This is a genomic window from Aeromonas sp. 96A, from assembly GCF_051919165.1.
In the GTDB taxonomy this organism is placed as follows: domain Bacteria; phylum Pseudomonadota; class Gammaproteobacteria; order Enterobacterales; family Aeromonadaceae; genus Aeromonas; species Aeromonas veronii.
The window spans coordinates 1,090,119-1,112,529 of sequence record NZ_JBQBFE010000001.1; the positions used below are offsets into that span (position 1 = coordinate 1,090,119).

A 22,411-nucleotide genomic window follows, 5' to 3' on the forward strand; every position below is an offset into this window, starting at 1 on the left:
GCTTTTACACGAATTTGCTTTCCTGCATATTCCGGCCGATCATGAACACCGATTCCGGTTCAACGTGAACACCATTTCCGGACCAATGTGAACGCTCATTCCGGCTCAACCTGAACACTTTGCTCCTCCTTTCCGGAAACAGTGTTCAACATCCCGGAATCACTGTTCACATTCACCGGAATCATCCTTAACGCATTGATTTAACAACCTTTGATACGCTCTCCCTTTTGCCAGGGAAGAGCCTATGTCTGCCAAGAGGATTGCAATGCGTAAAATTCGTGAAGTGCTGCGACTGCGGCTGGAAGCTGACCTCTCTGTTCGCCAGATAAGTTGCTGCACCAAGGTCAGCGTTGGCTCCATCCAGAAACTCCTCAAAAGTGCCCAGACGCTCGGCCTGACCTGGCCCTTACCTAGCCAGCTTGATGATGGCCAACTGGCGGCCCTGTTCTATCCGCAGGCCGATACCACCATCTCGGCCCGCCATGTTGTACCGGATTGGCCCTCTGTCCATCAGGAGCTCAAGCGTAAGGGGGTCTCCAAACAACTGCTCTGGGAGGAGTACACCCAGCGCTATCCCAACAGCTGTTACAGCTACTCCCAGTTCTGCGACCGTTACAAATCCTGGTGTCAGTTGCAAAAGCGCTCCATGCGCCAGATCCACAAGGCGGGGGAAAAGCTCTTTATCGACTACTGCGGGCCCACGGTGCCCATCGCCTCGCTCTCCACGGGGGAGGTCCGTCAGGCCCAGATCTTTGTCGCCGTGCTTGGTGCGTCCAACTACACCTTTGCCGAGGCTACCTGGTCACAGTCACTGCCGGACTGGTTGCAAAGCCATGTCCGTGCCTTTGAGTTTTTCGGCGGTACACCTGCACTGCTGATCCCCGACAACCTCAAAAGCGGTGTCAGCAAGGCTTGCCGATACGATCCCGAGCTCAACCCCAGCTACCAGCAGTTGGCCGAGCACTATCAGGTGGCAGTGATGCCAGCTCGCCCTTACAAGCCCAAGGATAAAGCCAAGGCTGAGGTGGGTGTGCAGATCGTCGAGCGCTGGATCCTCGCCCGCTTGCGCCACCAGACCTTTTTCTCGCTGGCCGAGCTCAACCAGTGCATCCGGGCCTTGCTGGACGAACTCAACGAGCGCCCGTTCAAGCAACTGCCCGGTAACCGGCGCGAGGCGTTTGAGCAGTTGGACCGCCCGGCGCTGGGACCACTGCCGGTGCATCCCTATCGCTATGTCGCCATCAAAACGGTCAAGGTCAACATCGACTATCACGTCAGCTATGAGCAGCACCACTACTCGGTGCCACACCAGTATGTGGGCCAGCAACTGGAGCTCCATGCTGGCGACACTTTGCTTCAGGTCTATCACCAGCAACAGCTGGTCGCGAGCCATCCGCGTAAAACCATCCCGGGGATGAGCACGATCCCGGAGCACATGCCGGAACGCCACAGCAAGCAGCAACGCTGGACGCCAGGCCGTCTCAAGCAGTGGGCTGCTGATATCGGACCGGGCACCTTGTGCTGGGTGAGCGAACGGCTGGAAGAGAAAGCCCATGTCGAGCAGGCATACCGACTCTGCCTGGGGCTACTGAGTCTTAGCCGGGAGTATCCGCCATCACGGGTCGAGGCCTGCTGTCAGTTGGCTAATCGGGAAGGACTGGTGCGACTCAAACAGCTCAAGTCGGTGCTGACCAGTGGCCGCGACCAACTGCCCGAAAGCCCGCTGAGCTACCCAGAGTTACCGCAAGAGCACGAGAACATCCGTGGCCCCCAGAGCTTCCACTAAAGAGGATACGCCCCATGACCCAACAAACCCTGACCCGCCTGAGAAACCTGAAACTGACCGGCATGGCGGATGCAGTGCAACAACAACTGGAACAGGCCAGTACCTACGAAGGGCTGCCCTTCATCGAGCGTCTAAGCCTGCTGGTCGAACACGAACAACTGAGCCGGGAGCAACGTAAACAAGCTCGGCTAGTCAAGCAGGCGCGGCTCAAACTCCAAGCCACGGTGCAAGAGGTGGACTACCAGTCTGCACGCAACCTGGAGCGGTCACAGGTTGCAAACCTGGCCCAAGGAGAGTGGCTGCGCCGAGGCCAGAACCTGCTCATTACCGGCCCCTGTGGCTGTGGAAAAACCTACCTGGCTTGTGCGCTGGGCTACCAAGCCTGTCAGCAAGGGCATAGCACTCGTTACTACCGGCTGCCGCGTCTGCTACTTGAGCTGAGCCAGGCCAAGGTAGATGGCAGTTACGCCAGACTGCTGGGTCAACTGGCCAGGATAGAGCTACTGGTCCTCGATGACTGGGGACTGGAAGCGGTGAATGCCGAGCAGCGCAACGCCCTGCTGGAGATCATGGATGATCGGTACGGGAAATACTCGACGGTAGTAGTCAGTCAGCTGCCAACTGAAGAGTGGTACGCGAGCTTGGGTGACAACACCCTGGCAGATGCGATCCTGGACCGGCTGATGCACAACGCTCACCGGCTGTCACTGAAGGGAGAATCGATGAGAAAGAGGAGAAGTGAGTTGACCCAATCTGAACAGTCGAGTTAGAAACGGGATGACGTGAGCGCGTTAAGGATCAGGGTGTTCACGTTGGCCGGAATGGCTGTTCAACTTCGCCGGAATACGCATTCCAGCTTTGTTTGTTAAGCTAACATTATCATCGATAATTTTTTCTTCGTATTCAGATCCCCATTCCTCGAGCCAAGCTTTCATTGATGCTTTCGCTGAACGCCAATAATTTGAGCCAGGGTAGTGCATCTCGCCAGTAAATGGAGATTGAATTCCGTAAGCAGATTTTGCATCTCCACTGGAAGCAGTTGGGTTTCCTCCTGTTTTTTTACTATCCCACAGGCCTTCAGGGTCGCCATCCGGATTCCCATAAATTGAATCCATAGCCTCTGTTCGCTCTTCAAGGTTAGTCTTAGAGCGATCAGCTTCTTTAGCATAGATAAGTACATATTCAGTAGCTGTAGAAATATGCTTAGAGTCGGATTTCGGGGCGTAGGATTTTTGCCAATTGATAATACCAATTCGGTTTTCTTCTTTGAAAATCTCATCCATCAGCATACCAAGACGATATAACTCGCGATGATCGATGCAAATCGCAATGACGCCGCTTGGCTTTAACATTTCTCGCATCATCCAGATGCGAGGCGTCATAAATTTTAGCCATTTGCTATGACGAGAGCCATCATCCTTTGGAACTAGCTCACCAAGATCGGGGTCATTGGGATCTTTATCCCACTTATCGTTATAGCGAAAATCCTCACCTGTATTGTAGGGTGGATCTGTTACGATTAGATCTACTTGCCCCCGATGTTTGTATAATGTCACCATTGTGGACAGATTTTCGCCATCCCAAATCTCATTGTGGGACTGCGCACTTTCGTCTTCGACAGAATATTTTTTTACTATGCGATGCAGTTTCGGCTTTACCTGGCGGATGATCTGCCACGGAGCGGTACGTCCCGTATAGTTCATCACTATACCATGACGCCCAGCCTCAACATTAGCCGCATCGTGTGCTTGTAACAGTCGGATTAAAGCAGATCGAGGTAAGCTATCGTAATGATTGCTACCTAAGTCAACCGAATTCAGAGAGTCTTTCTCAGGCGGCGAGCCCTTTGGCTGCTGGTTCGTCATAATTCATATTCCTATCCCGTTTGGGCATCTGTTGTGATCGCGAATTGTAACAACCCAAGCAGGCTGAACTGGTTCGCGAACGATAAAAATGTTATGCATACTTCCTGAAGGCTCCGACCACTAGACCGAATATCTCCAGATGGTCATGGGGTCGGATCAGTGGGAACGCCTCGTTACCAGGCCGCAGATAAAAACCCACCTTGTCCTGTTCCAAGTACTTTACAGTGAACTCGTTGTCGACAATAGCAACTACGATATCCCCCTGTTTCGCGGGAACGCCTTTCTTGACAATCACTGTATCTCCCGGCATCAATCCAGCTTCGATCATCGACTCGCCTCTGATCGTCAGCATCACGGTTCGCGATGGGGATTCAATAAGATACTCATCTATCGAGCACGCTTCGACCACTAAGTCGTTGGCCGGGCGGGGCAAGCCTGCCTGAATGGTGCCAGCTACATCCCGCTCAAAAAAGCGTTTCCCCGGTTGAATCCGGCGGTCTGGGGCATAGGCAAGATAGCCCAGCTCCATCAGCCGCCCCACCATAACGGAGACGGCCGATTTTGATTTCATCCCCACCAATGCCCCCACCCCGGAGAAGGATGGCAGGATACGATGCTTCGCGTAGTAGTCCTGAAGTTTGGAGAGATATTCCTTGTCCCGGTTCATGCATATCTCCTCACAATAGACATGATTCTATAGAACATTCGTTCCATTGCAAGCGGATATATGAAACGTCCATGAATATAGTACGGGCGCTCTACAATATTGTAATCATGCTGCCGATGACGGTCCAACACGTCCTCTTCTTCATCAAGGGCCGTACGCGGTTCTGTCATAGCCAAAGGTATGGTTTCACGCAGTGCTCGATAGTAAAGCAAGAGCGTTATGTGGAAAGGGGAGTTTATAAATCAGCCAACAAACAATGATGCCCTCGGCCACAATTGATAGCGACAGTCGTAATTAAACTATTGAAATCTTGTTTACAAGGGATACAATTTATTTCATCTCACGTGATTAATTAAAGTATTTTTGTAGCATCACAAACATTTTGATGCACCAAGTATGAATTATGTTTTATTAACATTAAGGCGAGCCACCGGTTTTAGTGTGGCAATCTCTTCCTGCATTTCTAACGCCCGAAACATCAAGTTGGCATGTTCTGATTCAAGTATTTTTCTAGCTGCAATAGCGTTATTTCTTTCAAGCCGATACCTGTCTTTTAACTTACGCTCCCTTGCCAACTCTGACTTAAGCCTATCGAGCTCTGGCAGGGGAACCTCGATATCGATATCAAGCCCTGTTGCCATAGTTTTTTCACGATTAACGTTATGTTCTTCGATTATGGGATTGGCATACTTCAAGAAATCGGGGAACTTGTGAATGTAACTGTTCCCCAGACCTGCCTCATTGTTTATCTTGTTAAGCGTCAGCTTGCCTGTTGCTTTTACTTTAACTGGTTTTCCTTCCAAGAGTCTATTTAAGGCTGCATGTAAACGTGACTCCGTTAACTCTTTACTCATGACTGCGCCTCAACTTTTTCAATGAATGGTTCAAAATTAATATTGTGTTTTTTCAGTGTTTGTTCGATTAAAAGTATTTTTTGTTTGTATCCCACTAAAATCCTTGAATATGCTTGGTCACCCATAGCATTCATATCCAAAAATGCCTTCACTAATCTTTCACGCTGCTTTGCCATTATCTTTGCACCTTTGTATGTAATAACCTGATGTTCACATTCTCTTGTTTCAGCTACAAAGGACTCAATAGAGCAGAGTCGCTCACAGTCAGCGTTGGTGCAATATGCGCCTGTTGGGAGTAGAACAATAGACAAGGAGTTGTTGCGAACCAGTCTACCTATTTCACTTCGGTTCATGACAACTTTTTCACCTCGTTTCAACGCATATTCTTTTTCATTAGCAACGCGCTCACCACCTCCACCGGACAGGGTTTCGCTTTGGTTATAGATATCATCAAAAGCATCAATCGCGATATCAATATTAACCTCTTTTACCATGCCCAAAAGTTCTTCATCCAGAAGAACATTCTCCATTCGTGCTAGTTCTGCATGATTGGCATACCAGGCGGACATGCTAATGCTTTGATGCTTGTACTGATACTTTATTGCTTGTGTGTTCCCCAATCTATTACGCACCATGAATACTGCAAAGGAGCGCCTCAGGCTATGAAGAGAAAATGCAGGTAAACCACCGCCGACGTCCATTTCGCCTACCCAGCTGGGGTTTAAAGTATCAAATTCAGTCACCTCATCTGGTGTAGCTGAAATATCGAAGTAGTTTCCCAGCTCTTTTGGATGAAGAATATAAGACGTACCAAGCTTACCATTAAAAAATCTTCTCATATCAGTTGTAATAAAAACCGAGTTAATTTCCTTAAGACTCCTTTCATATTCGTCTTTGCTTAATAGTTCGTTTGAGAATGCTTTTTGCAGACCCTTTTTATAAATTTTCCTTGAGTACTCAGTTACGTCATATGCCAATGTTAATGCTTTTTCAGCGAGTGGATGTGTCACCCACGTTGTTGTTATTGGAATACCCTGATTTCCTTTGAAAGTGGTACCTTTTAGTACAGGAACGCCATTTATTATGGCATAGCTGTCTCGCTGAAAAGACAATAGCTCATTACGTCTGGCACCAGAGAAGAGACCTACGGCAATCAGACAGTGCATAACAATGCTTTTTACCCACTCTCCCGTTATGGCTGTAAATCTAAAGTCAGGTATTTTGTGATGAACTTGACTTTTTATTGCTCTATTAAAAGCACCTTTGACTGACGATCTTTTTAATTCTCTTTTATTCATCATCACGTCGTAAAGTTCAAGGAAACTTGACATTACATTGGATATCTCATGACGATACTCGTAGTATTTATCAATAGTTCTCGTTACTTGTTCCAGAACAAGTGCATGCATAGTTGATGGAAGGGCTATGTATTGTTGACCTTGTTTATTAATAGCAAGCGGCTGAATCTCACTATTTATGATATATCTAGACACTAAACCAGTCTCACTGAGGCCATTTATCGTGCTCATAATGCTCTTGAGTGTTCTGATTGAATATTTCCCGTTGAGAGACAACTTGATCTTTCTCCACTCATAGTCATTGGATAAAAGGGAAAATTCAGAATTCCCCCATGACCTGAGAAGGTAACAAAGGCAATCTCGCCAATAAATAATTCTGCTTACAGATATGTGCTCTGCATTATGCTTACCTCTTGCATGTACGATCATCGCGTAAAGATAGCGCTTAATATTATCTTTATGTTCCTGAGGTATTGATTTGAAACTGCATAATCTTAAGGTTTCACCTTGAGCAGTGAAATCCCATACATCATCAAAAATACTGGATACTCCCTGACCTTCACTGTTAAAAGAAACAAAATTTTTTTCTCTCAAGTCAGGTACAGCGCTTGCGTGAAGATCAGACATTAAATATCTCCAGTGTGTCTATCAAACCTCTAATGTTTACATAGATAGGATGAGCGCCTTCAGACTCAAACTTTTCCTTTGCACCATAGTACGCTTGTGGCGCCTTACTTTCAAATCGCAATAATGTGCGGCTTAAAATCGATTCTATTTCGTATAGTTTAGATTTTGGGATTGAGTTCTGTGATGGTAGTTCTTTTATATCCAGGATTTGTTGATAAAAAGAAAACATCATCCATATATCTGATTCTGAAGCAACAAGAACATGACTTTCGCAGTCAAAACAGGCAAGAAAGTTGGTACATTTATGCTCGTCCTTGTTTAGTTCAACCGCAAGGTTTTTGAGCCTTCGCTCCAATTGTGATTGCAAACTATCATCACCACTGCAACGCACACCGGAAGGTGTTATCTCATATACAGGTATTTCATTTCGACTGAGCCTTTCTTTATAATCGTATTCAGCAAGTATATCTGAGTGTAATATTTTTGCGTATTCAATAGCTTGATTTATTTTTTCGCCTTTTGAAATGGCAGCTTGCGCTTCCATTGCTGCGGAAAGATTACGATCATGATCACTCTTAATACCGGAAGAGTATGATTTTCGGACGACCTCTACGCTGTTATTTAAGCCTTGAGAAACAAGATACATATCCTCTGTAACCCGCATCAAGATGTCTGACTTAGTCTTTCTGAGTCTTGTCGCGTTTATTCTGAATGGTAGCAACCTTCTAATTAAAAAATTTATACAGCTTGCGATATCGCGAGCTTTGTTATAATCAGAAATACTCAAATCCGATCTGATATATGGTAATAATGGCATGTCATCCATACAGTCAATATTGAGGGTTTTATAAATTACCGTGGTCGCACTTAACCATTCCTCGATCAGTCTTCGTGTAGAAGATGAAAAACCAAGAGCGTTATCAACCTCTTTATTTCTGGCTCGGTATTTTATGCCGTTAAAAATAAATTTCCCCGAACCTATATCCTTGAAGATAACATCTTTTCTGCGCATAGATTGTAAAACGCCTGCATTCATACCTGTCAGCATAAAAAACAAAAAAAGAGCACCACGAGAAGCATGATTAAACATTACTATTTTACGCATATAACTGATGTTTAACTCTTTATTCTTTCGAAATATACGATTCGGGAACAAGGTTGCTCTAAAGGCATGCTTTATGTACACTATATTCTGAGTCAGATTTTCTTCTTTCGCCATCTTAATAATAAGAGCCTCATCATAAAAAGGGTGAAGCTCTGGAATTGTGTTATTCATAATGTGAGAAAGAAATGAGTTGTGCCCCCTTATTAATATCTTAGAGAGCGGCTTAAGCTCCGTCTCAATGTCATACGCCACGTTCACTATGGATGGGCGACGTATGTTGGCCGCAGTTAATAACCTTGTGTCATTTTCTCTCCCCATGAGTCGTAAAAAATATGTGATAGCGCTTTTAATACTATTGACTATCGTTGGCTCGACACCGTTTAGTGACTTCTTGTTATAGTAAACAAGGCAATTATTTATTGAGCTAATACTGAATGGTATTGCTTGAGAATCGAATTCATCTATGTATTTAAAATATTTTATTAACCCTGCCTTTAAGTAACCGATTGCTGTGGTGCTGATGAGATTGTCTGATTTTGGCATGACTCTATAGAGTTCTATTATTATTTTTTCTCTATTTGCATCGACTAATTCATCTGGTTTTTTAAAATCACCTGCTACCCCCTCCGTACCTGATATTAACTCAGGCACTCCACGATACTTAAGGCGTTTCATGTAAAATTTAACGCCGTTTTTATCAATCATAACCATTTGGTTTATGCTTATCTGCTCGATCGCTTCAGAGCGAGGTGTGCTGATAACCTTTGCTTCTTTTCGTTTGCGTCCAGACATTTTATTCGCCATCTCCAAGTTAAGTCAGGATTACCCCATCAAGGTCATCAAATAATCCAAGATAATCGAGGACGTCCTCATAAATCTCGTCACCACTTGGAGCATTTTCAGCAATCTTTAAATATTCTAATGTTGTGCTTTGTTCTTCATGGCCAAGATAGGATGAAACGATTGCTAATGCTTCGTCAGCTTTCATTTTTTTTAACAGCATACGAAATAAGTTAACTGCAAAGGTCGAGCGCAGGTTATGCAATGAGCCTAGCATTTCGTGGTTCAGCTTACTCGTGTGATTAATTGTATTACGCACCTCTACCCATCGAGAGGTAAAGTCAGAAGGGCGACTAATTAATGGTATCCCATTTTGGGAAATGAATATATAGTCCTTATCCTTGTCAATTGCATCATCGCCTTCGAATATTGCAGTATTGCCCGCTACCATTTGCTCACGACAATAATCTTTGAATTTTGCCAGACGTTTTTGGTAGCGTTCTGATTTCGTGTACTCATAGAGTGCATTCATCAACATGCTGGGAATTATGGTTTTTCGTGATTTATTGCCTGCTTCTTTTGTTTTTGTCAATGACCCGAATTGCCCACCGACCCCCAAACTTAATAATGGTTTTTCGAAGACTTCTTTTCCATCACGGATAACAACTATTGGTTTAACTATCTGACCTCTGTGTAAACTCGCCATTTCTTCTCTACGCAATCCAGCGTAGCGGCACACCATGAAGCCTAAGCAGTATTCGACCGCCAACGATTGCATTCTCATCTCTCCCTTTACATTCTTAATGATGCGCTTACTTTTGATGAGTATGTTCTGAACCAACGCCCACTCTTTGTCAGTGAGGGGCTTTAAGTCCCGACGATAGTTCGCAAGTACACCACCTTCATTACGACTAGACTTAGAAAAACTCAATCGCAAGTCTGTCGTGTGGACATCTTTCTTTGTATAGGCTTTCATCTTTGATGCACCAGCCTGAAAGTTAAGCGTCACAATTTCGAGTTCAAAAGGAGGATTATTAAATTTGTAGCCTTTCCGAAGGTGATATTTGTAAAATCCAACCACAGCTGAAATATATGCTTTAGCCGTGGTTCGAGCCATTCGTTCAGAATCATCTAGCTGATTTAATACAAGGTCTTTCAGTGCTTCGCGGTACAAATAAGTTAGCTTCTCAGATTTTCTTTTAGGGAAATAATCCCATCGAGGTCGAGGGGCATCGTACAACTCATCGAATGTATCCTCATCGTAATCTAAATCCCACAATGCTTGGATGGAAATAATGAATGTGAAGTAGTGTCCCAGTGCTCGTGAGAGCTGATCTGATTCCAACTTTGATTTGTCGATATGATGAGAGAGGAGATATTCATTCACATAATGCATTGGCTCAAAGCTTACGAGTTTATCTTCTTCGTCATACCCAACAAGGTTCAGCAGCGTAACACGCTTAACCACAACGCCCTTGCCACTGCTTCTAGTGGTGAAACCGACCTCACCATTTTCTTCATCAACAGTTACCAATGGGCGTTTGTAGATATAGGGAGATATCGTGGAAGGCTCCACTCTGTATGTAATCTGCATGGATACGCCAATAGCCAGTTGTTATGGACTTGACTATAGGTGGCATTCTCAACTTGTGAAAGGATTTAAAAGTGCATTTTTGTTATTTGGTATATTAAGTGCATCAGTGACCCAGCTCATGGGCCAGGGTAATGACGTTATCCATGGTGCCGGCATAGGTAACAAAGACCCGCGGTTCGACCGGTTCGGCAAACTTGGTGCAGTAGGCGCCTGTACGGCGATTTGGCGTGGGCGCAGCATCAATCCACCCCTTCTCGGCCATCATGCGGGCAAATGCACCCATCTCGGGATCGAAACGGCTAAAGGCATCGGCAATCAACTCGATCGCCTCATCAAAAGGAATGTCACGGCTGCTGGAAGCTGGCGGCGGCGCAAAGAGATCCTCCGGCCCCAGATCGTCGAAACCAAGGCGCTCGGCCATAAGCTCCAGCGCCCGCTGGCCCAACCCACGGGCTCGCCAGGTTTCGCTCATCAGGGCATCGAGGGTGGCACGCTCGATATGGCTCTGGTGGCAGGAGAGATCCAGCGCATCGAGCACACGGGTTTTGCCGCGCTGACGGGCCAGCTCCAGCCGCCAGCCGTTGATGGCATTGAGGATAGCGGCGACCGTCTCCTGCTCCCCTTCCCAACCGGCGCTGATGGCATCAAAGGCTTCTAAACGCAGCGCACGTATCGGGCTGGAGAGCAGATTGCTCGCCTCGGCCAGCCCCATCTCGCGGCCATCAATGGTCAAGCTGATCTTGCCCACCAGATCGTTATAGAGGTTGCCCCAGGCGTGCAGACCATCGGTGCCCAGACCAATCACCAGCTGCTCCGCCGCCACCGGCAAGCGCTGATCCTGCAAACGACGCTCATGGCCCAAGCGGTACGCCTCCTCGCCGAGCAGCGAATCACTCATCAGCGCGGCGAATTCCTCTTCCGGCAACGCCAGCATCAGATCTTCCACCGGCGCCAGGGTCTTGAACAGATCGGCATTAAGGGCGCGAGCACGGGACGCCAGCTGTTTGGCCTGCGGATCCCGCGCATCCTGACTGCCACGGCAGGCGGCCAGAATGGCGACGTTCCAGCCGACATGGCGAATATCGCGGGCGCGCAGCCGCACTTCCCGCAAAAAATCCTGCAGCGCTGCGTCATCGCCGCGCACCCCGTCCAGACCTGCCATATAGCTGGCCAGCTCTTCCAGCGCGTGGCGAGCAGCGCGCATGTCCGCTTCCAGCTCCGGGCTGTCGAGGCCCGGGTAGATATGGTCGTTATTCCACTGTTGTTGATACATAGCTTCTCGCAAAGGCCTTTATCGGGAGGCGCAACAGACCTGCGGGCAGCAAGTCCGAAACCGGGCAACCCGAAGGCCAAAAAATGAAGAGAGGAAAAAAGAGACAATGGCCCGCAAGCTCGCTTATACCTTGGCCGGGGCAAGACGGCTCACCAGCGTCATCACAGCAACCAGCAGCAGACCCACCACCACACCGGCCACGGCGTTGAGCAGAGTCGGCGTCACCGCCGCCAGTACGGCCCCCACTGTGGGCAGGGTGGCGACAACGGCGGCGGCACCTTCAATCAGGTGATGGGCAAAGGGCCAGCCATGCACCAGAATGCCGCCGCCCACCATAAACATGGCGATCGTCCCTACCAGTGCCAGCAGGTGCATCAGACGGGGCGCAGTCACCAGCAGTCCCTGCCCCACCGCGCGGCGCAGGGCGCTGCCATCGGTTTTTTGCAGCAGATGCAGACCGATGTCATCGAGCTTGACGATCAGCCCCACCAACCCGTAGACCCCGATGGTCATCAGCAGGGCGATGCCCGCCACTACCGAGAGCTGCAGCGCGAGGCTTGCTCCCTGTACCGTGCCAAGGGCGATAACGATGATCTCGGCAGAGAGAATAAAATCGGTGCGGATCGCTCCCTTCACCTTCTGCTGCTCGAAGGCCACCAGATCATCGGGAATGAGGGCTGTATGTGCCTCCCCCTCGCTCACTTCATGAGACAGGAACTTGTGGGCCAGCTTCTCGGCCCCCTCAAAGCAGAGGTAGGCACCTCCCAGCATCAAGAGCGGCGTGATAAGCCAGGGCACTAGGGCACTGATGGCGATGGCGGCGGGCACCAAAATCAGCTTGTTGCGAAATGACCCCTTAGCCACCGCCCACACCACCGGCAACTCCCGCTCGGCGCGCACCCCGGAGACCTGCTCCGCGTTGAGGGCCAGATCATCACCCAACACCCCGGCGGTCTTCTTGGCCGCCATCTTGGTCATCAGCGCCACGTCATCGAGCACGCTGGCGATATCGTCGAGCAGGGCCAACAAACTGGTTCCGGCCATATCAAAGATTCCTTATATCAGTGAGAACAACACCGCGAGAGAGATGTACATCCCGATAACCACCAGGGTCAACAGGACCACCTCATGGCGATCGCAGGCCATCATCGGCCGAGCCAAAAATCCGGCGCTCGCCATCGGGGGGTTACGTCTTTCGGGCAAAAGATGGCACAGTGTAACGAGAAGCCGCCGTTTCGGCAGCACCCCTGAGCCATTTGTTCCTGGTTCCCTCTGAATCACCTCAAGGAGTTCCCATGCAACCCTGGCAACCTCTGCTCGATTTCTGGTTTGGCGACCCGGCCGACGACGCCCTGCGTGCCAAACGACAAGCCCCGCTCTGGTGGGGCAAAAGTCGCGAGACCGATGCCCTCCTGGCCCGGCGCTTTGGCATGCAGGCAGAGGCGGCCGCCAACGGGGAGCTGGCCGACTGGGCGGATCTGCCCCACGGCAGACTGGCGCTGATCCTGCTACTCGACCAGTTGCCGCGCAATATCCATCGCGGTACCCCCACCGCCTTTGTCCGGGATCCGCTGGCCCGGGATCTCTGCCTGAAAGGGCTATCCATCGGGGCGGACAAATCCCTCTCGCCACTGGAGCGGGTCTTCTTCTATCTGCCGCTGGAGCATGCCGAATCCCGCGAACAACAGGCCAGAAGTGTGGCCCTGTTCGAGGCACTCGCTGCCGAGCAGGCTGGCACACCGGCGCAAGCGACCTTCGCAGGATTTGCCGACTTTGCCCGCCGTCATCAGGTGATCATCGAACGCTTTGGCCGCTTCCCCCACCGCAACGACATTCTGGGTCGCACCAGCACACCGGAAGAGGCGACATTTTTGCAGCAACCGGGCTCAGGCTTCTAAGCAAGCCATATAAAAAAATCCCCGCCAGCTGGCTGGCGGGGATAGCGGATGGATAACAACTCTCGGCGTTACTGAATGCGATAGCGGGATATCTGCTGGTGGATGCTCTCGGTGGTGACATTGAGCTCCTCGGCGGCGGCTGAGGTCTCTTCCGCTGTGCTGCTGGTCTGCTGCACGACCTGAGCAATCTGCTCCACCTGATGGGCAATCGACTCGGCGGCCGAACTCTGCTCGCGGATGGCATTGGTGATCTCGCCCACCTGCTCCATCACCCGGTGCGACGCACTGCGGATTTCGGCAATAATGGCACCACTCTCGGTCGCCATGGTGACCCCCTGGCTCACCTTCTCCTCCACCAGATGCATGCGGGAGACCGTATTGTTCGACTCCTGCTGGATCGCCTCTACCGTAGCGGAGATCTCCTGGGTGGATTGCGCCGTCCGCTCTGCCAGTTTGCGCACCTCATCCGCCACCACCGCAAAGCCACGGCCGGACTCCCCGGCCCTCGCCGCTTCAATGGCCGCGTTCAAGGCCAGCAAGTTGGTCTGCCCCGCCACATCACGGATCACGTTGACCACACCGCCAATGCGCGAAATACCCTCACCCAGCGCAATGACCTCGGCCGAGGCCTGCCGGATCGAGTCGGCGATCTCGTTGATGGCATGGACGGTGCGCTCGATGGTCCGGCCTCCCTCGGTCGCCAGTTGCCCTGATTCGTTGGTGATGCGGCTCGTCTCCTGAGTACGCTGGGAGATATCTGTGATACTGACCGTCATCTCTTCCACACCGGCGGCTATCAGACTGGTGGCATCATTGGCCTGATTAGCCGAGCTGGCCAGGTGCTGCGCTGCCTGAGAGAGGGATTCGGCAGTGCTCTTGATCTGCAAGCTGCCTACGGAAAATTCGGTAAATGTCTGTTGCAGCGTATCGAGCAGCCGGTTGACCGCATTGAGGGTCAGGCCAATCTCATCCTGCTGTTTCACATCTGCTCTCAGGGTAAAGTTGAGGTCGCGCTGGATCCGGGTCAGGGTATCCATGGCGGTACGAAGGGGGTTGGCCACCTGATTGAACAACCAGACAAACAGCCCCATCGTCAGTACGGTGGCACCACCGGCGATAAACAACAGGGTTTGCAGGCTGTTGTCATAATTCTCCTGGCCCTGCTTCTTGAGCGCCAGTCCCAAATCCATATTGAAGTTGACATGAAGCTCGATTGCCTTGGCAAATTGCTGGAACACTCTGGTGGCTTCTCCTGCCAGCATGTCTCGCGCTTCGTCGTTTTTGTTTTGGTGGGAGAGCTGCAGAACCTTGTCTATCTCCTGATAATATTGCGCAATAATGCGCTGATCATCGTCGGTCAGGCGTCGGTCTTCGTCATTGGAGAGCATCTCTGCTTTATATTTCTCCAGTTGCGAATTGATCTGTTTGCGATGCTCGGCAATATCCACTTCTATCTGCTGCATCTTGTCATTGTCTGTGTTGAGGATATGGCTTTGAACCCGGGAGTGCAGCTCATAGAACGCAGCTTGCACCTCCTTGATCAGCGCAATACTGGGCACCGTATTGTCCGTCACATAGCTCAAGTCTCGATTGCCAGCCCCAAGGCGGTTGATACTGAACCAGCTGAGGAAAACAAGCGCCAGCATAACCAGCAGCGCTATCAGTTGAAGCCGACGAGCAATGTTCATAACCGTACACTCCAGATGAAAACTATCTAGCAGTGTAGACGAGCCATAAACAACAACGGCCCGCATTGGCGGGCCGTTGTTGTTTATTTTTCATGGCGTTGTGATCAGGCTTTGGCTGGCTCACTCTCGCCCAGCGCGACGGTTTCACCCAGACTGTCTTCGGTCTTGGCAACTACACTGGCGGCGATGGCGTTGCCCAACACGTTAGTGGCTGAGCGGCCCATGTCGAGGAAGTGGTCGATCCCCAGCAGCAGCAGGATGCCCGCTTCCGGAATATGGAACTGGTTCAGGGTGGCGGCAATCACCACCAGAGAGGCGCGCGGTACCCCGGCCATCCCCTTGGAGGTGACCATCAGCAGCAACAGCATGGTGATCTGCTGGGCCATGGAGAGCTCGATGCCATACGCCTGGGCGATGAACATTACCGCGAAGGTGCAGTACATCATGGAGCCGTCGAGGTTGAAGGAGTAACCCATCGGCAGCACGAAGCTGGCGATGCGCTTGTCACAACCGAACTTCTCCAGACGATCCAGGGTCTTCGGATAGGCCGCTTCGGAGCTGGCGGTCGAGAAGGCGAGCAGGATCGGCTCGCGGATCATCGCCAGCAGTTTGATGACGCGACCACGCAGGAAGACGCTGCCCATGGCGATCAGCAGCAGCCAGAGGCAGGCCAGCGCGATATAGAACTGGGCCATAAAGCTGCCGTAGGTGACCAGAATACCCAGCCCCTCTTTGGCCACCATGGCCGCGATGGCGCCAAATACCGCGAACGGCGCAAAGTTCATCACATAGCCGGTCACTTTCAGCATGATCTCGGCAGCGCTGGCCATCAGCACCACCACCGGCTTGGCCAGATCGCCGAGCGCGGCGGCAGCCAGACCGAAGAAGAGGGAGAAGACCACGATCTGCAGGATCTCGTTGGTGGCCATCGCCTCGACCACGCTCTTGGGGATGGCGTGGGTCACAAAATCTTTCAGGGTAATGGCACCGGCAGCAATGCCCGAGCTGGCTGTGTCATTGGGCAGGGAGAGCGAGAGACCCACACCCGGCTGCATCAGGGTCACCATCACCAGACCCAGGCTCAGGGACATCAGGGAGGCCAGCATAAACCAGCCGAGGGTCTTGGCACCGATACGCCCCACGGTGCGGGTGTCGCCCATCTTGGCGATACCGACCACCAGGGTAGTGAAGACCAGGGGAGCGATGATCATCTTGATCAGGCGCAGGAAGATATCGGTCAGGATCGTGATGTTATTGGCGAAATCCGCAGCCTGATCTGCGGCAAACATCCGATAGCCCTGGCCGGTGAGGATACCAAACATCATGGAGATGAGGATGGCGACCGTCAGTTTATTCATTTTCATGGGGGAGTCCCGGTTTTGATTGGTGCAAGCCATAAACAGTGGCGTGGGAGCCACTACAGTCCGTTTTTGTGATCCGAGCCGTTGATTCCTGGCGGCTGGTATGCTGGGAGAATGCCTAAAAGCAGGGGGTAAATCTAGAGGCTTTATCCAGAATTTTATCCTGCCATTAGGTGTATGTGATATAGATCTTGCAAATCACCAATATTAATCACTGTTTATTTTGATTTCGGCGAGATATTTCGCATTCAGAGTTCGCTCATCGAGTGCCCGTGGCAACAGGCGAAAAGTGAGCAGCGCCGAGATGGTATGCTGCACCTGCATCTGGGCCATAAAGAGATCAGGTTCATCTTCGTCAAAGCCGAAGATCGGCCGTGATGGGGTCACCCTGACGGCATCGCGGTTAATGGTCAGCTCATCGACCTTAAGCCAGGAGTAACCCTCTGCCAGTGCCAGCTCCCCTGCCCGCTTGAGCACATATTTGCGGGCGGTCTCCCTGTCCACCAGATCGTTGCCGACAAACTCCAGTTGCCACTTGTCCGGGCCAAGCCGGGTCTGGGAAAAACCGGTCTGGCCGTTCCAGAACGACTTTTCACTCTCATAAGGGGTGGCGCAGCCCACCAGCAGCAGGGTGAGCATCAGCAGACAACAGGGTTTAGATACGGATGCAGACACGAGACGCCTCGCCAGGCAAATGAGCAACAGAATCGTTACTACACCATAAAGCGCGGTGGCTGCACAATCCGCTCGCGCCAGCAGCGACCAGCGTGCATCACCACTGGCTTCGCGCCTGTGCGGCAAATAGCAGGCAAAAGAAAAGGCCTTGTCGTTTGACAAGGCCTTTACCGGGGAATTTGGTCGGTGTGAGAGGATTCGAACCTCCGACCCTCTACACCCCATGCAGATGCGCTACCTGGCTGCGCTACACACCGACGGAGTCAGCTCGGCTGACGGGGGCAGAGTTTATGGAGATGACCCTGCCCTGTCAACAGGGAAACGCCGCCAATTCCTAAGCCACGGTGCGTTCGCCTGCTTTGCGAACAATCAGCGGTTAAACGTCAGCCGCTTGCCCAGGATCTGGTCAGTCACCAGCCCGTTTTGCCAGGCGATCTGGCCGTTCACCAGCGTCATCTCCACCGTGCTGTGGAAGCGGTAGCCGTTGAAGGGCGACCAGCCACAGTGGTAGAGGATGTTGTCATCGTTGACCACATAGGGCTTGCCCAGATCCAGCAGCACCAGATCGGCGAAGTAGCCCTCGCGGATATAACCGCGATCCTGCACCTGGAAGCGCTCGGCCACCGCGTGGGAGGTCTTCTTGACGATAGTCTCCAGGGTAAACACGCCGTTGTGGTAGAGCTCCAGCAGCGCCTGCAAAGAGTGCTGCACCAACGGTACGCCAGACGGCGCCTTGAAGTAGCTGTTCTGCTTCTCTTCCCAGGTGTGGGGCGCGTGGTCGGTGGCGATGATGTCGAGCACATCGTTGCGTACCGCATCCAGCAGCGCCTGCTGGTCGGCAGCACTCTTCACCGCAGGGTTGCACTTGATCAGGCTGCCCTGGGTCTCGTAATCGGCTTCATTGAAGAAGAGGTGGTGAACGCACACCTCAGCGGTGATGTTCTTGTCTTTCAACTCGCTCAGATCGTGGCTGGCGGTAAACAGCGACAGCTCCTTGGCCGAGGTCAGATGCAGCACGTGCAGCTTGGCACCGTATTTTTTCGCCAGCGCCACCGCCATGCTGGAGGATTTGTAGCACGCTTCGTCGCTGCGAATGCGGCCGTGCTCGCCCATCGGCACATTCTCGCCCCACTTGGCCCGCGCCGCCTCTTCGGCCTTGGCGATGGTCGGAGTGTCTTCGCAGTGGGTCACGATCATCACCGGACTTTCGCGGAAGATGGCCGCCAGGGTCTCCTGATTGTCCACCAGCATGTTGCCGGTCGAGGAGCCCATAAACACCTTGACCCCGCAGGACTGCTTGGGATCGAGACGCTTGATCTCTTCAAGGTTGTCGTTGGTGGCACCGAGATAGAAGCTGTAGTTGGCGACGGAGGAGTTGGCGGCGATCTGGTATTTGGCTTCGAGGGCGTCGAGGGTGGTGGTCTGGGGATTGACGTTGGGCATTTCCATGAAACTGGTGGTGCCACCGGCGACGGCGGCGCGGGATTCGCTGGCGATAGTCCCCTTGTGGGTCAATCCCGGCTCCCGGAAGTGGACCTGATCATCGATCATTCCGGGGATGAGATGGCGACCTGCGGCATCGATCACCAGCGCATCGGGCGCCTCGATATCCGGGGCGATGCGGGCAATCCGTTCCCCCTCGATCAACACATCGGAGGCATAGATGCGGCCTTCGTTGACCAGGGTGGCATTCTTGATAAGCAGTTTGTTCATGGGGGGTTCCAGTTCCTTTGCCGATAATCGCGGGTCATAATAGCGCAAAACTGCCCTTTCTCTGTAGCAAGGCCTGACTGATGAAGTTATTTGTAAGAGATTTGACCGTGATCGACTCCAGCTACCTGTGCGAACGCCGCGGCATGGTGGGCGAGAGCTGGATGGTAGATATCGAAATGAGCGGTGAGCTCAACGAAATGAGCATGCTGCTGGACTTTGGCCGGGTAAAGAAGCTGATCAAGTCGATCATCGATGAAGAGGTGGACCACAAGCTGCTGGTGCCGACCGAGTGCCCGCTGATCCACGTCGAGACACTGGATGGTAACGAAAGCACAGTGGATCTGCTGCGCCCGGGTCGCTCCATCCATCTGCGCTGCCCATCCCAGGGCTTTGCCTTTATCCCGGCCCCGCAAGTTGATAAAGAGTCGGTGACCCGCTACCTGCTGGCGGTACTGGCCAAACGGCTGCCGGGCAATATCAAGGATCTCTCCCTGACCCTGCGTCAGGAGGCGATCACCGGCGCCTTCTACCACTACAGCCACGGCCTGAAAAAGCACGATGGCAACTGTCAGCGCATAGCCCACGGCCACCGCTCTCCCATCGAGATCCACGTCGATGGCGAGCGCGACCAGGAGCTTGAGCTCAACTGGGCCGAACGCTGGGGGGATATCTACCTCGGCACCGAGGAGGACAAGGTGGCGCTGACCGAGCTCGCTTTGAGCCCCCGCGCCAATGCCCAGCTTGGCGAGCATCACTGCGGCTTCAAATATGTGGCGCCGCAAGGGCTGTTCCAGCTGGCCATCCCCAGCGCCGAGGTGGAGATGATCGACACCGACACCACGGTCGAGCTGCTGGCCTGCTACATCGCCCGCGAAGTGAAGAAGATGGTGGGCGACAAGTTCGTCAAGATTGTCGCCTATGAAGGGGTCGGCAAGGGCGCGATTGCCTACGCGTGATTTCTGCGTTGACTACCACAATAACAAGGCCCCGCATCTGCAGGGCCTTCTCTATTTCAACATGCAACCATCAAGCGCTGAGGCGGAAGCGCTTGACCAGGCTCTCCTGCTGCTCGGCAAGGGAGTCCAGCTGCTGGCTGGTCTCGGCTACCCGCTCGATCCCCTGATAGTTGAGATCCGAGATATCGGAGATGCGGTTGAGGTTGGTGGCGATATCGGCGCTGGTGGCCTGCTGCTGCTCGGCGGCAGAGGCGATCTGGCTCGACATGTCACTGATCAGCACCACAATCCCCTGCACTTCCTCCATGGCGTTGTTGGCGTGAGAACTCTGATCCACGCAGCTGTCCATCTCGCGAGAGCACTCTTGCATCACGGTCACCGCCTTGGCGACTCCCTGCTGCAGGTTCTCGATCATGGTCTGGATCTCGCTTGTGGACTGGGCGGTGCGGCCCGCCAGACTGCGCACCTCATCCGCCACCACCGCAAATCCGCGCCCCTGCTCGCCGGCCCGCGCCGCTTCGATGGCGGCGTTGAGGGCCAGCAGATTGGTCTGCTCGGCGATGCCTCGAATGACATCGAGGATGTTGCCAATCTGGCTGCTCATGGCGCTCACATCACCAATCACCTTGCCGGTCTGTTGCAGCTTGCCCGCCAGTTGATGAGTGGTGGTGATATTGCCTGCCATCACCTTGCGTCCCATCTCGGAGGCCTTCTCCACATCCTGCACCCGCTCCAGAGTCTGGTTGGCAGCCTGCGCCACCTCCCGCACCGAGGCCTCCATCTGGGTCATGGCGGCGGCAACCGAGGCGGTCTCCTGCCGCTGTTTCTCCAGATCCGCCCGCACTGATTCGGTGGTGTGGCGATTGCCGTGGGCGGCATCGTTAAGCTGGGCAGACGCTTGTGAAAGCTGCGCCAGCACCTCCCCCATCTGGGCAATCAGCAGGTTGATCTGGCTGCCCAGCTGACCAAATTCATTCTTGCTCTGAAAACCGATGCGCTGGGTCATGTCGCCCTGGGTCACTTCGGTCAGCACCCGCAGCAGCTCCCTGAGCGGACGGCGAATGGCCTTGCCCAGGGTATAAGCCACCAGCATGGCGATCAGGATGGCGACTACGATGCTGGTTCCCTGGGTCAGGGTGCTCTGGCTCTGTGTGGCTTTGGCGTGCTGAATGCTTTGACTCATCAGCTGCTGACTCTGGCCGGTGATCCGCTCAAGCCGGTTCTGGATCTCGACGATGAGAGCGCTCGCCTGCTTGCTCTTCTCCCGCATCTGTTCCTGCTGCTTCATCAGCGCCAGATACTGGGAGAGCACGCCTTCGCTTGCGGTGGTGTCGCGCACAAAGCCGTGAACATAGTGGCCCATGTCGTTCTCGAAGTTCTTCAGCTCCCCCTGCAGATCCTTGATGGTGCTGTTGAACCCCTCGATCTGCATCTTGTTGCGCTTGAGCGCCCCTTCGATGGGAGCCGGAATGGTCTGGTTGAGGGCGTCCATGGTGGAGAGTTCGATGGCGGAGAGCTTGGTGGTCAGGGTCTCTGAGAGCATCTTGATAAAGCTGTCGTCGATGGTGACCATCATGTCACCCAGACTCTTCTTGAACTGGGGCAGACTGACCTGAAACTGCCCCTTGGCCAGATTGACCTTGTGCAGCCGGGTGAGCAGCGCCTCATGTTCGCCTGGCAGGGTATCGGTCAGTTGCAGGTAGCTGTCGACCTGTTGGCTGAGGCTGCTCATCTCCCCTTGCAGTTCGGGGTGGTGGGCGACCTGCTGGCGCAAGACGTCGAGGCTCTTGCCCACCGCAGCCTTGGCCTGTTTCAGTTCGGCCACTTCGGCCGGCAGCTGTTTGGGGTCCTGCTCGGTGAGCACATCCCCCAGCCACTTGTTGGCGCTGAGCAGGGTGATCTGGGTCTGGCTGCTGGCAATCACCAGCGGCATCGACTGCTGGGTCACCTGCTCCAGTGCGTTCCCCAGAGTCTCCTGACTACGAAATGTGAGCAGTGAACTGGCCACCATCACGGCCACCAGGATCGCGAAGCCAAGGTAGACTCGCTGCAAGATGGAGAGATCCGACATTGTTTGTTTCATTATTGTCCCGCTGTATATGCAAAAGTCCCTTGCCTGAGTACCCCGTCCTTTTGATACCCTGCAGACCACCCTGAACAGGCGCTGCAGATGACGTCCCTCTGGCTATCGGTATTTTTAACAATAACTGAAGGGAATGGGACATCAGCTGTGTCAAATGTCGGCTTGTGTCACACTTGGCGTGCTGCTCG

Annotated in this window: 16 protein-coding genes, 1 tRNA gene and 1 pseudogene; 4 read left to right on the forward strand and 14 right to left on the reverse strand. The window is 52.6% G+C overall.

Annotated elements, in window-relative coordinates; genetic code table 11:
* Window positions 1–244 precede the first annotated feature (244 nt).
* The gene (istA, locus tag ACTG2W_RS04965; RefSeq protein ID WP_164535986.1) at window positions 245–1,786 is read left to right on the forward strand and encodes an IS21 family transposase; all 1,542 of its coding nucleotides are present in this window, start codon (window positions 245–247) and stop codon (window positions 1,784–1,786) included.
* A 14-nt stretch (window positions 1,787–1,800) separates the two neighbouring features.
* The gene (gene istB / locus ACTG2W_RS04970) at window positions 1,801–2,556 is read left to right on the forward strand and encodes an IS21-like element ISAs29 family helper ATPase IstB (RefSeq protein ID WP_059296348.1); all 756 of its coding nucleotides are present in this window, start codon (window positions 1,801–1,803) and stop codon (window positions 2,554–2,556) included.
* A gap of 21 nt (window positions 2,557–2,577) precedes the next feature.
* On the opposite strand, the gene ACTG2W_RS04975 is transcribed toward istB, so the two are convergent.
* The 8 genes and pseudogenes from ACTG2W_RS04975 to ACTG2W_RS05010 all read right to left on the reverse strand — a co-directional run bounded on the left by ACTG2W_RS04975 (window position 2,578) and on the right by ACTG2W_RS05010 (window position 12,893).
* The gene (locus ACTG2W_RS04975; protein WP_440016078.1) at window positions 2,578–3,651 is read right to left on the reverse strand and encodes a DNA methyltransferase; all 1,074 of its coding nucleotides are present in this window, start codon (window positions 3,649–3,651) and stop codon (window positions 2,578–2,580) included.
* 91 nt (window positions 3,652–3,742) lie between these two features.
* The gene (locus ACTG2W_RS04980) at window positions 3,743–4,318 is read right to left on the reverse strand and encodes a LexA family protein (protein WP_102988535.1); all 576 of its coding nucleotides are present in this window, start codon (window positions 4,316–4,318) and stop codon (window positions 3,743–3,745) included.
* Window positions 4,319–4,719: 401 nt separating this feature from the next.
* The gene (locus ACTG2W_RS04985) at window positions 4,720–5,172 is read right to left on the reverse strand and encodes a hypothetical protein (protein WP_102988533.1); all 453 of its coding nucleotides are present in this window, start codon (window positions 5,170–5,172) and stop codon (window positions 4,720–4,722) included.
* A complete protein-coding gene (locus ACTG2W_RS04990) occupies window positions 5,169–7,097 on the reverse strand; it encodes a hypothetical protein (RefSeq protein WP_127908163.1) in 1,929 nt (642 codons plus the stop codon). The genes ACTG2W_RS04985 and ACTG2W_RS04990 overlap by 4 nt, the downstream gene beginning before the upstream one ends.
* Window positions 7,090–8,994 (reverse strand): hypothetical protein, encoded by a 1,905-nt coding sequence (locus ACTG2W_RS04995; RefSeq protein WP_127908162.1) that lies wholly within the window; start codon window positions 8,992–8,994, stop codon window positions 7,090–7,092. The genes ACTG2W_RS04990 and ACTG2W_RS04995 overlap by 8 nt, the downstream gene beginning before the upstream one ends.
* 19 nt (window positions 8,995–9,013) lie before the next feature.
* On the reverse strand, window positions 9,014–10,576 hold the full coding sequence (locus ACTG2W_RS05000; RefSeq protein WP_102988531.1) for a site-specific integrase: 1,563 nt from the start codon (window positions 10,574–10,576) through the stop codon (window positions 9,014–9,016).
* Window positions 10,577–10,682: 106 nt separating this feature from the next.
* Window positions 10,683–11,849, reverse strand: a pseudogene (locus ACTG2W_RS05005) (M3 family metallopeptidase); the annotation flags it as partial.
* 123 nt (window positions 11,850–11,972) lie between these two features.
* Window positions 11,973–12,893, reverse strand: a complete 921-nt coding sequence (locus ACTG2W_RS05010; protein ID WP_047437405.1) for a DUF808 domain-containing protein — start codon at window positions 12,891–12,893, stop codon at window positions 11,973–11,975.
* A 251-nt stretch (window positions 12,894–13,144) separates the two neighbouring features.
* Here ACTG2W_RS05010 and ACTG2W_RS05015 point away from each other — a divergent pair, with 251 nt between their 5' ends.
* Window positions 13,145–13,747, forward strand: a complete 603-nt coding sequence (locus ACTG2W_RS05015; protein ID WP_440016079.1) for a DUF924 family protein — start codon at window positions 13,145–13,147, stop codon at window positions 13,745–13,747.
* A gap of 68 nt (window positions 13,748–13,815) precedes the next feature.
* Here ACTG2W_RS05015 and ACTG2W_RS05020 read toward each other — a convergent pair whose 3' ends face one another.
* The 5 genes from ACTG2W_RS05020 to ACTG2W_RS05040 form a co-directional block, all read right to left on the reverse strand.
* The gene (locus tag ACTG2W_RS05020) at window positions 13,816–15,435 is read right to left on the reverse strand and encodes a methyl-accepting chemotaxis protein (protein WP_047437401.1); all 1,620 of its coding nucleotides are present in this window, start codon (window positions 15,433–15,435) and stop codon (window positions 13,816–13,818) included.
* Between the two features lie 104 nt (window positions 15,436–15,539).
* Window positions 15,540–16,799, reverse strand: a complete 1,260-nt coding sequence (locus ACTG2W_RS05025; RefSeq protein ID WP_005334018.1) for a dicarboxylate/amino acid:cation symporter — start codon at window positions 16,797–16,799, stop codon at window positions 15,540–15,542.
* 204 nt (window positions 16,800–17,003) lie between these two features.
* Window positions 17,004–17,435 carry a CC0125/CC1285 family lipoprotein gene (locus tag ACTG2W_RS05030; RefSeq protein WP_041235087.1) on the reverse strand — a complete coding sequence of 144 codons (432 nt, stop codon included), beginning with the start codon at window positions 17,433–17,435 and terminating at the stop codon, window positions 17,004–17,006.
* A 216-nt stretch (window positions 17,436–17,651) separates the two neighbouring features.
* Window positions 17,652–17,728, reverse strand: a tRNA-Pro gene (locus tag ACTG2W_RS05035).
* A 112-nt stretch (window positions 17,729–17,840) separates the two neighbouring features.
* Window positions 17,841–19,184, reverse strand: coding sequence for a dihydroorotase (locus ACTG2W_RS05040; RefSeq protein WP_047437398.1), 1,344 nt, complete (start codon window positions 19,182–19,184; stop codon window positions 17,841–17,843).
* A gap of 80 nt (window positions 19,185–19,264) precedes the next feature.
* Here ACTG2W_RS05040 and ACTG2W_RS05045 point away from each other — a divergent pair, with 80 nt between their 5' ends.
* Window positions 19,265–20,140: a 6-pyruvoyl trahydropterin synthase family protein gene (locus ACTG2W_RS05045; RefSeq protein ID WP_005334030.1), complete on the forward strand. Its 876-nt coding sequence runs from the start codon at window positions 19,265–19,267 to the stop codon at window positions 20,138–20,140.
* Window positions 20,141–20,210: 70 nt separating this feature from the next.
* Here the strand turns inward: ACTG2W_RS05045 and ACTG2W_RS05050 are convergent, their stop codons facing one another.
* On the reverse strand, window positions 20,211–22,223 hold the full coding sequence (locus tag ACTG2W_RS05050) for a methyl-accepting chemotaxis protein (protein WP_100646263.1): 2,013 nt from the start codon (window positions 22,221–22,223) through the stop codon (window positions 20,211–20,213).
* Window positions 22,224–22,411 lie beyond the last annotated feature (188 nt).